This window comes from Rossellomorea vietnamensis (genome assembly GCF_008180615.1).
In the GTDB taxonomy this organism is placed as follows: domain Bacteria; phylum Bacillota; class Bacilli; order Bacillales; family Bacillaceae_B; genus Rossellomorea; species Rossellomorea vietnamensis_D.
Window position 1 is genome coordinate 34,176 of the sequence record NZ_VTEH01000021.1, and the last position, 14,401, is coordinate 48,576.

At 40.9% G+C, this 14,401-nt stretch carries 14 protein-coding genes and 1 pseudogene; 10 read left to right on the forward strand and 5 right to left on the reverse strand.

Features of this window, described 5'->3' with window-relative positions:
* Positions 1-196: 196 nt before the first annotated feature.
* A complete protein-coding gene (locus FZC79_RS19995; RefSeq protein ID WP_252183412.1) occupies positions 197-1,318 on the reverse strand; it encodes a hypothetical protein in 1,122 nt (373 codons plus the stop codon).
* A 542-nt stretch (positions 1,319-1,860) separates the two neighbouring features.
* Here FZC79_RS19995 and FZC79_RS20000 point away from each other — a divergent pair.
* From FZC79_RS20000 to FZC79_RS20020, 5 genes are all read left to right on the forward strand, one after another.
* Positions 1,861-2,355, forward strand: coding sequence for a DUF1456 family protein (locus FZC79_RS20000; protein WP_187442908.1), 495 nt, complete (start codon positions 1,861-1,863; stop codon positions 2,353-2,355).
* A 3-nt stretch (positions 2,356-2,358) separates the two neighbouring features.
* The gene (locus tag FZC79_RS20005; RefSeq protein ID WP_148948472.1) at positions 2,359-3,066 is read left to right on the forward strand and encodes a M48 family metallopeptidase; all 708 of its coding nucleotides are present in this window, start codon (positions 2,359-2,361) and stop codon (positions 3,064-3,066) included.
* Between the two features lie 146 nt (positions 3,067-3,212).
* On the forward strand, positions 3,213-3,491 hold the full coding sequence (locus FZC79_RS20010) for an ArsR/SmtB family transcription factor (RefSeq protein ID WP_148948473.1): 279 nt from the start codon (positions 3,213-3,215) through the stop codon (positions 3,489-3,491).
* Positions 3,492-3,541: 50 nt separating this feature from the next.
* Positions 3,542-3,928: a VOC family protein gene (locus FZC79_RS20015; RefSeq protein ID WP_148948474.1), complete on the forward strand. Its 387-nt coding sequence runs from the start codon at positions 3,542-3,544 to the stop codon at positions 3,926-3,928.
* A gap of 33 nt (positions 3,929-3,961) precedes the next feature.
* Positions 3,962-4,507, forward strand: coding sequence for a hypothetical protein (locus FZC79_RS20020; RefSeq protein WP_148948475.1), 546 nt, complete (start codon positions 3,962-3,964; stop codon positions 4,505-4,507).
* Positions 4,508-5,040: 533 nt separating this feature from the next.
* On the opposite strand, the gene FZC79_RS20025 is transcribed toward FZC79_RS20020, so the two are convergent.
* Positions 5,041-5,592: a recombinase family protein gene (locus tag FZC79_RS20025; RefSeq protein WP_148948476.1), complete on the reverse strand. Its 552-nt coding sequence runs from the start codon at positions 5,590-5,592 to the stop codon at positions 5,041-5,043.
* Between the two features lie 124 nt (positions 5,593-5,716).
* On the opposite strand from FZC79_RS20025, the gene FZC79_RS20030 reads away from it, so the two are divergent.
* Complete coding sequence (locus tag FZC79_RS20030) at positions 5,717-7,663, forward strand: LTA synthase family protein (protein WP_148948477.1); 1,947 nt, start codon at positions 5,717-5,719, stop codon at positions 7,661-7,663.
* A gap of 252 nt (positions 7,664-7,915) precedes the next feature.
* Positions 7,916-8,275 carry a GTPase gene (locus tag FZC79_RS20035; RefSeq protein WP_148948478.1) on the forward strand — a complete coding sequence of 120 codons (360 nt, stop codon included), beginning with the start codon at positions 7,916-7,918 and terminating at the stop codon, positions 8,273-8,275.
* A 125-nt stretch (positions 8,276-8,400) separates the two neighbouring features.
* On the opposite strand, the gene FZC79_RS20040 is transcribed toward FZC79_RS20035, so the two are convergent.
* Positions 8,401-9,171 carry a LysM peptidoglycan-binding domain-containing protein gene (locus tag FZC79_RS20040; protein ID WP_148948479.1) on the reverse strand — a complete coding sequence of 257 codons (771 nt, stop codon included), beginning with the start codon at positions 9,169-9,171 and terminating at the stop codon, positions 8,401-8,403.
* Positions 9,172-9,404: 233 nt separating this feature from the next.
* A complete protein-coding gene (locus FZC79_RS20045) occupies positions 9,405-11,057 on the reverse strand; it encodes a CoA-disulfide reductase (RefSeq protein ID WP_148948480.1) in 1,653 nt (550 codons plus the stop codon).
* A gap of 332 nt (positions 11,058-11,389) precedes the next feature.
* On the opposite strand from FZC79_RS20045, the pseudogene FZC79_RS23695 reads away from it, so the two are divergent.
* A pseudogene (locus FZC79_RS23695) lies at positions 11,390-11,620 on the forward strand (sulfurtransferase TusA family protein); the annotation flags it as partial.
* 17 nt (positions 11,621-11,637) lie between these two features.
* On the opposite strand, the gene FZC79_RS20055 reads toward FZC79_RS23695, so the two are convergent.
* On the reverse strand, positions 11,638-12,078 hold the full coding sequence (locus tag FZC79_RS20055; protein WP_148948512.1) for a response regulator transcription factor: 441 nt from the start codon (positions 12,076-12,078) through the stop codon (positions 11,638-11,640).
* Between the two features lie 264 nt (positions 12,079-12,342).
* Between FZC79_RS20055 and FZC79_RS20060 the strand changes: the two genes are divergently transcribed.
* Both FZC79_RS20060 and FZC79_RS20065 read left to right on the forward strand, forming a co-directional pair.
* Positions 12,343-12,810, forward strand: a complete 468-nt coding sequence (locus FZC79_RS20060) for a MarR family winged helix-turn-helix transcriptional regulator (RefSeq protein ID WP_148948481.1) — start codon at positions 12,343-12,345, stop codon at positions 12,808-12,810.
* The gene (locus tag FZC79_RS20065; RefSeq protein WP_148948482.1) at positions 12,794-14,389 is read left to right on the forward strand and encodes an MDR family MFS transporter; all 1,596 of its coding nucleotides are present in this window, start codon (positions 12,794-12,796) and stop codon (positions 14,387-14,389) included. Before FZC79_RS20060 ends, FZC79_RS20065 begins: the two co-directional genes overlap by 17 nt.
* Positions 14,390-14,401 lie beyond the last annotated feature (12 nt).

Genomic DNA, 14,401 nt, shown 5'->3' on the forward strand with positions numbered 1-14,401 from the left:
GATAATGAATATCAATATCAATTAATAAAGAAGAATAGTCTTTTTCTGTAATTGGGTGGTGCAGACCAGCGGGACAGAATTGATATTGGTTTGCATGCAGCCTCTTTTGGTGAAGAGATACTTCTCATCCCGTAAAAATAGAAGGGCCGATCTCTCATTGAAAACAAGAGATCGGCCCTTCTGACCTGAATTTATTCTATTGGTAATTAACAAAAGCAGGGGCAGGGTCTAATTCCAAGACGTCCTTAGGCGTCATTAGTGGTTCATCTTTTTTGTAGAACACCTTGAAGCCTCCGTATTGAATTGGCTGCTTCTGCACATGTTCATTGTATCCTGCTCTTTTAATTCCAGCAATTCCATGGCCGTCAAAATTCAAGACAACTTCCACATTGTCCGTAGGCTGGATGGCGTCCTTGTTGGTAAGAACTTTCTCTGCAAATTGATGGACAATGACAAACTTATCAGGAAGCCCATTTTCCTCCGTCAAATCTGATACATATTCTATCGCTTCTTGAATTTCTTTACCATCGACCGTACCTAAGTCCACTCCGGGAACTTGTCCTTCTTTGACTTGGAATTCCGTATCAATGGCTAAATGGACATGAGGCATTTTTAAGTATTTTTCCAGCGATTTGACCTGATTCATGACGGTATCACGGGCAAGCTGTACATCGAGGATCAGCAGGGCATTGTGATCTTCTGCCAATTGGGCATATTCTTCAATAGCTTCGTCTGGTGTTGGAACGATATAGTCACCATCTTCTCCGGGACTCCGCTGAGCTACAGTTGAGATCAATTCGATCGCAGGGATAGCCGGTCTTTCAGGGTCCAGTTCAGAATAGGCCTTGGTTTGCTCAAGAAGTTTATCCATGAAAACTTCAGGGCTGTGCTCTCCTAAAATTCCCATGTTCACTGAATTGGGATGCCCATAATAGGAGACGATTCTATGATCCTTAAGCGGTCCATCTGTTGCATCTTCTGCACCTTTGGTCAAGGTCTGCCCTAATGGCACACTTCTTTCCGTGTCGCCTCCATGTGCCTGCGTCCTTGGCATTTCCGCCAGCTGTTCTTCTGTATAGTTGGTTTTCAGCGGTTGAGCACTTTGGCTGGGCTCGATTGCCTGAAAGGATGCTTGGTTAGCGAATCGTGGAGAATTCGCTGCATCCGCAATCGCATAATGCTGCTCACTAAGGGAAAGTTCTGTTTGTTGATGCATCATGGATTCCTGGTTTGTTGAAGTTACTGATTGCGAACATCCTGTAATTAGTAATGAAGGGATGGCTGCAAAGTAAGCTCCCGTTTTCAATATCTTTTTCATGTTATCCCACCTGTTTTAAAAATATGAAAATACCTCTCTGATGATGGCGGCTCTCTCACCGACTGATGAATTTCATTATGTAAATCTCGCATACTGAAATTCTTTTCTAATAAACATCAAAGCTCTCATTACACTACCCTGACACTTCTGTGAATAAACCTTTACCGGGAATAACAGGGCTGGTGTGTTTACCATGAAACATCAAAACGCCGCTTTGCTTGCTCACCCAATGATTTTCAGCTGATATCACTAAATCATTCGAGTGATTCATTCTTTTACCTCAGACGGTTTTTTTAGCAGTCGTTTAAATGTGAGGATTCTGAGGGAATGATGAGCAAGGTGAGGTCCAGCTGTCCTATTATGAAGGCTTCACCAAAAAAGCAAGGCTTTTCTTATCGAAACCAGATACCTTACGCTTCAGCACAAATTTGATTCACATTCAATTCTCACGATGTAAAAATGTCGATAAAGTGGTAAGCTAGTAATTCAGTGTCGCAAATATGCTAAAATCTGGACACGTGTAACTAACAGGAGGTTTATCAATGAATATAGATAATAACGATATATTAATCCGCTTACGATATGCACTGGATATCAAAAATACAGAGATGGTTGAGATCTTCAAGCTGGGCGGGGTGGATTTGTCTAAAGAAGAAGTGATGAAAGTACTGACCAAATCAGAGGACGATCTTGCTGTAACAGAGACCCATATAGCGTGTGATGATGAAATGTTCGAGTCTTTCTTAAACGGTTTTATTACATATAAAAGAGGAAAGCAGGAGCCAAAGCCGGGGCAGCCTGAACGACCTGCTTTAACCCATGAGCACGTGAATAACCTTCTGCTTAAGAAGGTGAAAATTGCGCTCTCTCTCACAAGTGAAGACATGATCGAGATATTGGATGATGCTGGAGTGACGGTTACCAAAGGGGAAATCGGCGCCATATTGCGGAGAGAAGGCCACAAGAATTACCAGATCTGCGGTGACCGGTATGCCAGGAATTTCTTAAAAGGATTAACCATCAGATACAGGGGATAACTCATGAACCATACTTTTTCAGGTGAGACGATCCATTTTGATATTAAATATAAAAACCGCAAATCCATTGGTATTTACCTTGACAGTTATGGAAATGTTGAAGTGCATGCACCTAAGGGCACGCCAGACGAAGCTATCCTTCGATTAATAGAAGATAGATGGGAAGTAATTCTGCAGAATTCGAATGAAAGAAAAGACAGACTGAATGGGCCGCAGGAAAAGGACTATGTGCACGGTGAACAATTTCTGTATTTAGGAAAGGTATATCCCATAGAAGTCCATGAGGATTGGAGCACCCCGCAAGATCATATAAAGTTTGATGAAAACACTTTGCATATCTACGTCAAACAGCTTGAAGATGAGCGGATTAAACAGGCTTTAAAACGGTTTTATTACAGACAGTGCAAAGCGTTAGTAGAGAAGAGTATCTCCGAACATCAACATCACTTTAAAACAAAGCCGCATTCCATCCGTATTAATGACAGCAAAACAACTTGGGGAACCTGCGATGGAAAAAGGCAGCTGACCTTCAATTGGAAGCTTGCCATGGCGCCCCGGGAAGTGATTGATTATGTAGTCGTTCATGAAATGTGCCACATGGTTCATCTCAATCATGACCGGTCTTTCTGGCGTCTTGTCGGAAAAATCGTGCCGGACTATAAAGAGAAAGAAAACTGGCTGGCCGCATCGAGCTGGAAGATGACGGTATAGTAGATATAAAAGATGCCTTACCGGGAATACGGAAGCGTTGCTGAGACGGGGGGACGAGGGAATCCTCCGTCTCATTCCTGGTTTATAGGCAACCAATTAGTTGCCTATGATTGACATGCAACCTTGAAGTTGCATATAATCGGTTTATGAGATGGGATAAAGACGCTATATTCAAAGCACTTAGTGACTCGACACGGAGAATTATATTGGATGAGCTGTCGGAACGAAATGACCTAACTTTGTATGAGCTTACGACACGGCTCATTATGAAGCACAATCTTGCCATTTCACGACAAGCGATCGCCAAACATCTTTCAGCATTGGAAGCTGCCGGGCTTGTAAACTCAAAACGAAAAGGAAAGTACAGGGTGCTTAATTTTAACAGAGAACCGCTGAAGAATTTGCTGGAAGGGTGGATAGATTAAGTATTAGGATTTTGAAAGTGCTGCTTTGAACTATATAGGGAGGTCTATAAATGTTAAATATAATCGTAACGAGTATTTTTGTAGAAAACCAAGATAAGGCGTTAAATTTTTATACGAAAACACTGGGATTTGTTAAAAAGCACGATGTGCCCACTGGTGAGCATCGATGGATAACTGTAGTTACACCAGGTCAAGAAAACGGAACCGAGCTATTACTGGAACCTAATGAGCATCCCGCTGCTAAGGACTATCAACAAAAGTTATTCAGCGATGGAATTCCTGTAACAATGTTTGGCGTTGAGGATATTGAAGAAGAGTATAAAAGGCTGGTCGAGAAGGGTGTCCAGTTTACAATGTCTCCAACAGAAATGGGCGGAATCACAATAGCTGTTTTCGACGATACTTGCGGAAATCTGATTCAGATCATGCAGCAGTAATTAAACTAGATTAGTTAGGAGGGAGTTGAAATAGTGGATAGTCAAATTGAAAAGGAATTCGAAAAATCAAAATCAGGTGATAAAGAGGAGCGATATGAAGCTTTTCATACCATTCTAAATATTACGGACCAAAAAGTTGATTGGGCTTATGAGGTTTTGGATCAGCTGTTAGAGGACTTAACTCATAAAGACAACCACCAGCGATCCCGCGCCGCCCAATATTTAGCGAATCTTGCTAAAAGCGATCCAGAGATGAGAATAATGAAAGACTTTTCTAAATTGTGGCAGGTAACCAAAGACGAAAAGTTTGTAACTGCCCGGCACAGCCTCCAGTCAATCTGGAAGGTCGGAATCGCAGGGCCGCCGCAAAAAGAAATGGTGATGAAAGCTATGGAGGACCGTTTCAGGAGGGGAACAGACGAAAAAAATTTTACTTTAATCCGAAATGACATCCTTCAAAATATGAGAAATTTATATAAGCATTTCCATGACGAAACCATCAAGCAAACTGCATTAGAATTGACAGAAACGGTTGAAGACCCGAAGTATAAAAAGAAGTATACCGCTATATGGAAGTAGTTTATTGAAGGGAAAGGGATGTGTGGCGGCACTGGGGGGAACCTGTTGGCGGAGGTCATTCGTCGTACGCTCCAATCCTCCTGGGAGATAATGCGAAGCAGCATTATTGAGTAACAATCTTCTGGAAATATCGAAAAAGAGGAGTCATCTCCTTAATTGAGTAATCTAATGTGAAAAATAAGGGGAGAATTTCCCGTTATTTACAGTTTTGGACTAAAATGGTTGATGAATAAGGGGATTTTTTCCCCTTATATAAAGAAAAGTACCATTAATTTAGTGTTTTGATTCAAATAAGGGGAAATTCTCCCCCTATTTTAGCTATTTTTAGTGGATTTTGTTAAACAAGGGGAATTTTTCCCTCTATTTATTAAAGTGGAAGCGCCTTGGTCAGCCCCGACAGGCAAATGTTCTCTTGAGGTTTTTTGACCCCGAGGAGCTGGGCGCTGAAAATAGAAACTCTTAATTCTATTCCAGGAGGGCACTCCCGTGTAGGTACCTCCGTCCGCATTCTCTAATTTCCTTTTTCCAAAGAATTAATTTTTATGATTTCCAAGATAACGGTATAGAGTAGACTTGCTTATTCCTGTCTTGTTTTTAATTTCAGACATTGTGTACTCTTTTGACTCATACATGGTTAGTGCCAGTTTTATATTATCATCAGGTATTTTTGGTCTCCCCGCAGAGATTCCTCTCAGTTTTGCTTCTTTTAGACCTTCCCGGGTTTTTGAACTGATGGTATCACGGTTGAATTTTAGAATGTGTTCTAAATGGTTCTTGAATGAAGCATTGTTATCTTTCTCTGTATCGATTTCCTCTTCAATTGATACAAAAGCAGCGCCTTTTTCCTCGATGGTATTAAGTAGTTCAAGGAGATGGGGAAGGGAGTCTGCTAAACTGGAAAGCTTTGCAACCGCAAGCCTGTCTTTTGGTTTCAGGTCATTCAGCAATTGTTCCAGAGCATGTCTATTTTTTGAGGAAGAGTGAGCCTCCTCTATAATGTTACCGCAATTTATTTTATATAGAAGCGCATTTTGCTGTTGGCAGTTTGGATCTAAGGTGGAGGGTCTTGTATACCCAATTAGCATGATGAACACTCCTTTGTTGATTTACATAATACTATAATACCATTATGGTTCCTTTTTGGGACAGAATATGTTAAGATTTTGTAAAACATAAGCAAGTTGTATTTAATGTAAAGGGAGTGTAATCATGAAAACCCCAATAACTAATAAGAATACAACTAACTTTGCAAACGAATTCACGTTCTTCTTCGTAATGGCAGTTGTATTACTTTGGTTAAAAACTTATGTCGTCCAATTAACTCAATTTAATTTAGGAATCGAAAGTTTTATCCAGCATATATTGCTTTTGGTGAATCCTTTAGGTTCATCGTTATTGTTTTTAGGTTTGGCTTTACTTTTTAAGGGCAGAAAGAAATTTATCATCCTCATGGTGATTTATTTTATAATGTCCATCGTGTTATTTGCAAATGCCCTGTACTATCGATTTTTCAATGATTTTATTACAATTCCAACTTTAATGCAGACCCAGAACTTTGGAAATGTCAGCAGCAGCGCAGGGACTCTGCTGCAGCCAGTCGATCTGTTGTTTTTTGCAGACGTCGTTTTTCTTCTTGGGTACCTTGTATTGAAGTTTAATAGACTAGAAATCAACACAGTGACATCAAAGAGGGTTAAAAGGTTGTTGGTGACCGCTTTATTGATATCAGGCGTCAACCTGGCAATTTCGGAAATAGATCGTCCGCAATTATTAAAGAGGGGCTTTGACCGGAACTACATTGTTAAGTATCTGGGAGTCTACAATTATACAATATATGATGCTTATCAGAGCACGAAAGCGACTGCACAGCGGGCTTTGGCCAGCAGTGATGATGCGACAGAGATAGAGAACTATACTAGATCGAACCATGCGGATCCCAATCCAGACTATTTTGGAAAAGGGGAAGGGATGAATGTAATTTATGTTCACATGGAATCTATTCAAAATTTCCTTATTGACTATGAACTGCATGGTGAAGAAGTTACTCCGTTCTTGAATTCTTTGACGAATGAAGAAAGCACCTTCTACTTTGATAATTTCTTTCATCAGACAGCTCAAGGAAAAACGGCTGATGCAGAGTATATGGTTGCCAACTCTATATATGGTCTGTCTCAAGGTTCAGCTTTTACAACAAAAGGGCTGAATACCTACCATTCAGCTCCTGCGATTTTAGAACAGCAGCAGGACTACACCTCTGCTGTATTTCATGGCAATACCGGGAGCTTCTGGAATCGGGATGAAATTTATAAATCCTTTGGTTATGATCATTTTTATGACGATCAGTACTTTGATATCGAACAGGAGGATTTAGCTGATTACGGCTTGATGGATAAGCCTTTCTTCAAGCAGTCGATTCCTTATTTAGAATCGCTTCCTGAACCGTTCTACGCGAACTTCATTACGGTTACCCATCACTTCCCGTTTACGATGGATCAAGAAGAAGCTACAATCGGTAAACATACAACTGGTGATAAAACGGTAGATGATTATTTTCAGACAGCCAGATATGCTGATGAAGCCCTGGAGCAATTCTTCCATTACCTGAAGGAGTCTGGTTTATACGATGAATCTATCATCGTAATGTATGGAGACCATTACGGGATATCCAAGAATCACAATGCCGCAATGAGGGAAGTTATCGGAAAAGAAGTGACCCCATTTGAAAGTGCCGGTTTGCAGCGGACGCCATTATTCATCAGGGTCCCTGGCATGGAAGGGGAAGTGAATCATGAATTTGCAGGACAAATTGATCTGCTTCCAACTCTCCTTCATTTGCTTGGAATCGAGTCTGATGAGTATCTGCACTTTGGAACAGATATCTTTTCTGACGAACATGATGATATTATCCCATTCAGAAATGGAGATTTCGTAAGTAAGGATATCTCATCAGTTGAAGGAAAATTCTATGATACTTCTACTGGGAAACTGCTGCCAAGTGACCAAAGAGAAAAAGCTGTAGAAATGCAAAAGATAGCAGAACAAAAGTTAAGCCTCTCAGATAGAGTGGTCAATGGCGATTTATTACGGTTCTACACACCAGATGGCTTTAAAGAAGTAGATCGTACTCAATATGACTATGATGCGGATTTACAGTAATGAATCGTTTACATCATCTCACAAGAATTATTAGCTGACTCCCTGATTAAGCAGGGGTCAGCTTTTTTCTTAGAAAATGGGTGGACAGGTGACGGCCGGATATCCATTTCGAACTTTAAATCGAATAGAAGAAAAATATTGGAAGAGAGCCTTTTATAAAACATAATCCTATTAATTTCGATAGTGGTGTGGAAAGATGTAATTAACATAATGAGTCAGCGCTTAAAAAACTTATGAAAGAAGCTGGTAGAAATGTCAGGAGAGATTATATTTGTGTATAACGCCAAAAGCGGCATTTGGAATGGACTTCTTGATAGCCTGCATAAAATATCTTCACCTGAAACCTACTCATGTGAGCTGTGTCAGCTGACTTATGGGCTAACTACCATGAATCGGGAGTGGAAGTCCTATCTTCGGAATCTTCCTTATAAAATTACGTTTCTCCATCTGGATGAGCTATCGAGTGAGCTCCCGAAAGTTGAATTTCCTGCTGCATTTATTAAAGGAAACAATGGATATGAGATGCTCATCACTAAAGAGGAGATGAGAAGCTGTAATCAAGTCAAGGAGCTAATTTTCCTAATGAACACCAAGTTAGAAGATTACTCATAAATTTTATCAATAGAAATATAAAAGAACAGCAGCGAAATCACTGCTGTTCTTTTATTAATCTTTTTTTAAGTGAGGGGCTATTTATATTATTTACCATTAACTATATTTGAAAAAGTGAATGAATCTTACTTACCTTGATAGTCATTCATCATTTCATCATCATTTTCTCTTTCTTCTTCATCAACTTGTGTTTGAGATGAATTGCTTTCGTCAGTGTTCGATTCTTCATCATTGTTTTCTTCTGTATTGTTCGCTTCAGTATTATTCTCTTCATTGTTTTCCTGCTCATTATTTTCATTTACAGTACCATCTTCGGCGTTATTGCCTGCTTGATCGTCGGTATTTTCTTCATTGTTAGTTACTGCATTACTATCTTCATTACTTTCCTCATTATTGTTCTCTTCATTTTCTTCACTGTCATCTGCATTTTGAGTTACATTACGATCGTCATCGGATGCTTCATTGGTATTCTCCTGTTGTTGTGCTTCTTCGTTCTCATCTTCCAATGCTATCACTACTTCGTCGTCACCGCTTCCAATCACGATACCATCACCTGGTAAAAGAAGATAGGGATCGATGCCCGGATTGAGGGTGATCAGTTCATCTACTGTAGTGCCGTTATCGTCTGCTATGGTTTCTAAAGTGTCTCCATCTCCAACTAAGTGAACTTCTTCACTTGTATCGGCTCCAATTACTTCTCCAATAGGGAGCGCTAAAGGATCGAAATCAGCATTTGCTTCCATAAGGTCAGTTACATCGACCCCATAGTCGTGGGCGATGCCCCAAATGGTGTCTCCTTCTTTTATCACAATTTCATCCGCACTGGCTGTTCCAGTTGCGCCTAACATAAAACCAGCGGCAAGAGCTATAGTTGATAGTTTCTTAGTGTTCTTCATCTTAACTCCTCCTTCAATAATTTACTAACGTCCTATTATTTTTTTATCCGAGAATAGGTTTCTTAAACATTCCAAAGAATGTCGCGTAAACTTAAGGGGAATTATTTGAACTGAGAGCTTTTATTTATTTCTTCATTAGTATCCTGATAGTTGTTTAGCAGTGATTGCCTACGATGGTGTTATGTAAAAAAACATACATATGGCAGGCCCTCCTTAAAAGAGGGCCTGCCATATTATTCACCACCATAAACAGCCGAATACGTTTGCCAGCCTCCATCAAGGTTAAAAACATCAAAATCATTACCGGCAAGAATCCGGGTTGCAAGATATCCTCGTAGTCCAACCTGGCAGGATACATACACCGGCTTGTCTTTCGGAAACTCTGTAAGACGGCCGCGAAGCTCACCAAGAGGGATGTTAATGGATCCAGGTATGAAACCTTTTTTTCTTTCATTTGGTTCCCGAACATCAATCAAGAGACCGCCCGCTTCTACAATTGAATCAATTTCGTGCCATTGAATCGTCTGAATACCTTCAGCCAACATATTAGCAGCCACGTATCCCGCCATATTCACAGGGTCCTTAGCAGATGAGAAAGGAGGGGCATAAGCCAGTTCGATTTCAGTAAGATCATAAATCGTCAAGTTACCTATGATTGCCGTAGCAATAACATCAATTCGCTTGTCGACTCCATCTTTCCCAATTGCCTGTGCTCCCAGGATTGTTCCGTTTTCAGGGTCAAAGAGCACCTTTAGAGCTATGGGATATGCCCCTGGATAATACCCAGCATGGGAAGCAGGATGGATATGAACTGCTTTATATTCTTTTCCTAACCGTTTCAATGTTTTCTCATTGTTTCCTGTTGTGGCAACAGTTAAATCAAATACCTTCGCAATTCCTGTTCCCAATGTTCCTTTATAAGGTTCTTTTTTGCCATAAATATTATTTGCAACTATTCGTCCTTGGCGGTTGGCCGGCCCTGCAAGAGGAATCATTGCAGCACTGCCGCTAATATAATCTTTTACCTCAACAGCATCTCCAAGTGCGAAGATACTTTCGTCATTGGTTTGCATATACTCGTTAACAAGAATTCCACCGCGCTCACCGACTGAAAGACCTGCATTTACAGCAAGACTGCTTTCCGGTTGTACACCAATAGAAAGTATGACCATATCTGTTGAGATGTCTTTTCCGCTGTTCAAAATTACTTTTTTACCCTTATTTTCAAATGAATTTACTCCATCTTCAAGGATCAAAGTAACACCTTTATCTCGAAGATGCTTGTGGACAATAGCTGCCATCTCATAATCAGCAGGGGCCATGACTTGATTTGCCATTTCAACAAGCGTCACATTTACTCCACGATGAGCAAGATTTTCCGCCATTTCAAGTCCGATAAAACCGCCGCCAACTACTACTGCTTTGTCTGGCTTCTGGTCATCTATATAGCTTTTGATTCTGTCTGTATCCGGAATATTTCTAAGAGTAAAAATGTTATCCGCTTCTTTCAGGCCGGGAATAGGAGGGACGATTGGTCTTGCACCAGGTGAAAGTACTAGCACATCATAATCTTCCTTATAGACATTGTTTGTTTTTAAGTTTTTTACGGTTACTGTTTTTTCATCCCGGTTGATGCTTGTCACTTCGCTTAAGTTGCGAATGTCCAGGTTGAACTTCTTACTCATGCCATCAACCGTTTGGACTAGCAGCTTTTCACGTTCTTGAATAGTTTCTCCGATATAATAGGGCAATCCGCAATTAGCGAAGGAAATGTGTTCTCCTCTTTCAAACATAACAATAGTGGATGTTTCATCTAATCTGCGTAAACGGGCAGCTACTGAAGCTCCGCCGGCAACTCCGCCAATAATGACGATTTTTTTATTCATATTATCCGCTCCTTTGAAGTCTTGTTTTATACCCCTACCCCTATATTAAAAGAATATGAAATAAAAAGATGTGATAAATGTCACACTTGAAAAGAAAGCAATTGGAAATAGAGTTTCTTCTCAATAGACAGAAATAAAGGCAATTCAGCCAACACAAATAATATGAGCAAGCCAGCGTCTGCATGTTTTCAATGAAAGTTTTTAACAAACTATCTGAGAGATGTATTATCATGCTAAGGCAGTTGGAATTTAGAAATTATAGTGAAAATTTATGTGAATTTAATACGTGTGTTGGTAATTAAAAATATCCTTAAGAAAGGAGGCCGAGGAAAATGGAAGTAACAGTTATAAGAGTTCTCGATGCTACAGGGCTCGCTTGTTCAATGCCTATCGTCAAAACAAAAAAGAGATGTCGAACCTGGAAGCCAGTCAAGTGATGGAGATTCAGTCGACAGACAAAGGCTCCACGGCGAATATCAAGGCGTGGGCTTCATACACCGGCCACCAATATTTAGGTACGGTAGAAGAAGGAGAGTTGCTGAAGCACTACTTAAGGAAGGCAAGTGCAGCCAGAGAACAATCACATAAACAGGTGCTGCAGCTTGAGTTCATAGTGGGTAAGCTCAAGCTGACTTTTATGAATCCATGCTTCTCCTTTAGCGGGTTTAATCATGAACCCTGTAAACCTTAACTTTCCGCATCTGCTTTCTGTGCGTCTTAAAACAGCCTCGACCCTGACCTTTAACTTTGCAGCACTGAAAGGTTTCACTACATAATTATCTGCTCCCAACTTGAAGCCCTTTATCCGGCTTTTTACCTCGACTTTTGCAGTCAGCATGATGACAGGCATCATGCTTTTCATATCCTCCCTGATCCAGCGGCACACTTTTTCTCCGCTAATTTTTGGAAGCATCCGATCGAGTATGTTGATGCAGGGATCATAGATTTCGAGTTTTTGTTTGGTTTCTAAACCGTCCGAAAGCCTCAATGACTTCATATCCTTCTTTAGTAAGGTAAATATTGGCGAGCTGAGGTTTTTATCATCATCTTCTACAACAAGAAAACTGGAAAAGCTGCTAAAAAGTTAGAAATGCAAAACAAAACCCTATAAACCTTCTAATACTCGCTGTTAAATAGTCCCTCCGGTAATAACTCTTATAAATATCTTCGTTTTATGTGTTTTCAAACTAAAAGAATCTTGAATATAACCTTACAATTGAATATACTTAGTTTGTAAATATCTTAGCTACTAAGGTATTTTTTATTTGTCAGGAGGTTTGTTGTTTTGAACATATTTGAAAGTCTGTTGACTTCATTAAAGAGAGCGAGTGAGGTCAGTATTTCTGTGATGAAGCCCCGGGATATCGGGGAAGTCAATCACAGCCAGGTTATCTTTCTCTTTATGATTCATCATAAGGGGGAAATCAAGACAAGCGAAATTTCGGACCACTTTGGTGTCACTTCCGGTGCTGCTACGGGAATTGCGGATAAACTTGAAAACCTTGGGCTGATTGAAAGAAGGAGGAGCCAGACGGACCGCAGGGTTGTCACGCTGGGTTTGACAGAAAAGGGACGGCAGCTTGTTTTAGAAAAAAAGCAGGAGCATGTCGAATTGTACCAGTATATCCTGCAGGATTTCTCTGAAGAGGAACTGCTGCAGACAATCAAGCTTCTTAATAAAATTTCAGACAAAATTGAAGCGTATCAAGAGGAACAGCCAAAAGGGGAGCAGCGGAATGGAGACATTAGATAGAAGACAAAAAACATTGATTATGATTGCGGTCATGTCGGTGCTGTTGTTTTCGGCATTGAATATGACGATTGTGGGGACGGCGCTGCCTAAGATTGTTTCGGCAATAGGCGGTATGGAGTACTTTGACTGGGTGTTCACGATCTATATGCTGACATCGAGTATCACGGCTATCCTGGTTGGAAAGCTTTCGGATATTTACGGCCGGAAGATTTTCATTCTCGTTGGAATCATTATTTTCAGTATTGGAGCGTTAATGAGCGGATTTTCGGATACAATTATCCAGCTGATTATTTACCGCGGAATTCAGGGCTTGGGCGGCGGAATGCTGATGAGTGTTTCCTTTGCCACCGTCGGGGATTTATTTTCTCCAAGAGAACGGGGGAAGTGGCAGGGAGCTTTGGGCGGCGTTTTTGGATTGGCCAGTTTATTCGGACCAACATTGGGAGGTATCATTGTTGACAACTTCCTGTGGTCGTGGGTTTTCTGGGTATTCCTGCCGTTTGGGGTGGTTGCCTTTATCCTGATTGCCAGGCTTTATCCTAAAGCAGAGAAGAAGGAAAAAGAAAAAATCGACTACTTGGGTTCATTTGTATTGACGGTTGTAATCGTGACCCTGCTGCTCGGATTCTCATGGGCAGATTCAAAATATCCATGGGGTTCAATTGAAATCATTGGATTATTCACAACGTCACTTGTTTCCCTCGTACTATTTTTTATTATTGAAATGAGGGTCAAGAGCCCTGTCATCCCACTGTATCTGTTTAAAAACAGTGTTTTTACCATTTCAAATATCGTGGCCTTTTTACTGGGGATGGGCATGTTCAGTGTAATCATGTATATTCCTTTCCATGTACAGGGGGTTTCGGGTGATACGGCAACAACTTCCGGCATGATCGAAATGGCGATGACGATTTCGATGGTACTATCCAGTGCGATTGCCGGCAATTTGATTACGAAGACAGGGAAGTACAAGAAGATTGCCATCATCGGCTTGATGGTTATGGCATTAGGTATTTACCTGAACACTCTGCTGTCGATTGAATCGTCCTTAACGAGGGTCATCTTGAACTTGATTGTGACCGGTCTTGGAATGGGTGTTACATTCCCCGTGTTTAATACGACGGTTCAGAATGCAGTTGCGCATAAGTATCTTGGTGTTGCGACGGCAACCTCCCAGCTGTTCAGGGAACTTGGCGGAACGATTGGCGTAGCCGTCATGGGTGCTATCATGTCCAACCGTATGAGTGAGAAGATAGAAGAGATGGAGATGCCTGCATTGCCGGAGGGTGAAGGCGCACCACAAGGAAACATGGATTTTAGCAGCCTGCAGGATCCGCAGCTTCTCATGAATCCTGATGCGCTGAGTGAAATCAGAAGTGACATACCTGCACCAATGACAGAGATGTTTGATTCGCTGATTTTGTCATTACGAGAGGCTTTGAGTTATGCCTTATCATCTGTTTTCACCTTTGCGATGCTGGCCATTATCGCAGCGGTCATCTTCACCTTTTTCCTAAAAGAAATCGCATTGCGGACTTCCAATGAAGAAGAAACGGAAGAAGAATCAGCTCAAATCTAAAGGTAAGGGATG

Bases quoted from the DNA above. Each gene is read 5' to 3' on its own strand.
- FZC79_RS19995 (WP_252183412.1), bottom strand. From the start codon at position 1,318: ATGAAAAAGATATTGAAAACGGGAGCTTACTTTGCAGCCATCCCTTCA.
- FZC79_RS20000 (WP_187442908.1), top strand. From the start codon at position 1,861: ATGAATATAGATAATAACGATATATTAATCCGCTTACGATATGCACTG.
- FZC79_RS20005 (WP_148948472.1), top strand. From the start codon at position 2,359: ATGAACCATACTTTTTCAGGTGAGACGATCCATTTTGATATTAAATAT.
- FZC79_RS20010 (WP_148948473.1), top strand. From the start codon at position 3,213: ATGAGATGGGATAAAGACGCTATATTCAAAGCACTTAGTGACTCGACA.
- FZC79_RS20015 (WP_148948474.1), top strand. From the start codon at position 3,542: ATGTTAAATATAATCGTAACGAGTATTTTTGTAGAAAACCAAGATAAG.
- FZC79_RS20025 (WP_148948476.1), bottom strand. From the start codon at position 5,592: ATGCTAATTGGGTATACAAGACCCTCCACCTTAGATCCAAACTGCCAA.
- FZC79_RS20030 (WP_148948477.1), top strand. From the start codon at position 5,717: ATGAAAACCCCAATAACTAATAAGAATACAACTAACTTTGCAAACGAA.
- FZC79_RS20035 (WP_148948478.1), top strand. From the start codon at position 7,916: ATGTCAGGAGAGATTATATTTGTGTATAACGCCAAAAGCGGCATTTGG.
- FZC79_RS20040 (WP_148948479.1), bottom strand. From the start codon at position 9,171: ATGAAGAACACTAAGAAACTATCAACTATAGCTCTTGCCGCTGGTTTT.
- FZC79_RS20045 (WP_148948480.1), bottom strand. From the start codon at position 11,057: ATGAATAAAAAAATCGTCATTATTGGCGGAGTTGCCGGCGGAGCTTCA.
- FZC79_RS20065 (WP_148948482.1), top strand. From the start codon at position 12,794: ATGGAGACATTAGATAGAAGACAAAAAACATTGATTATGATTGCGGTC.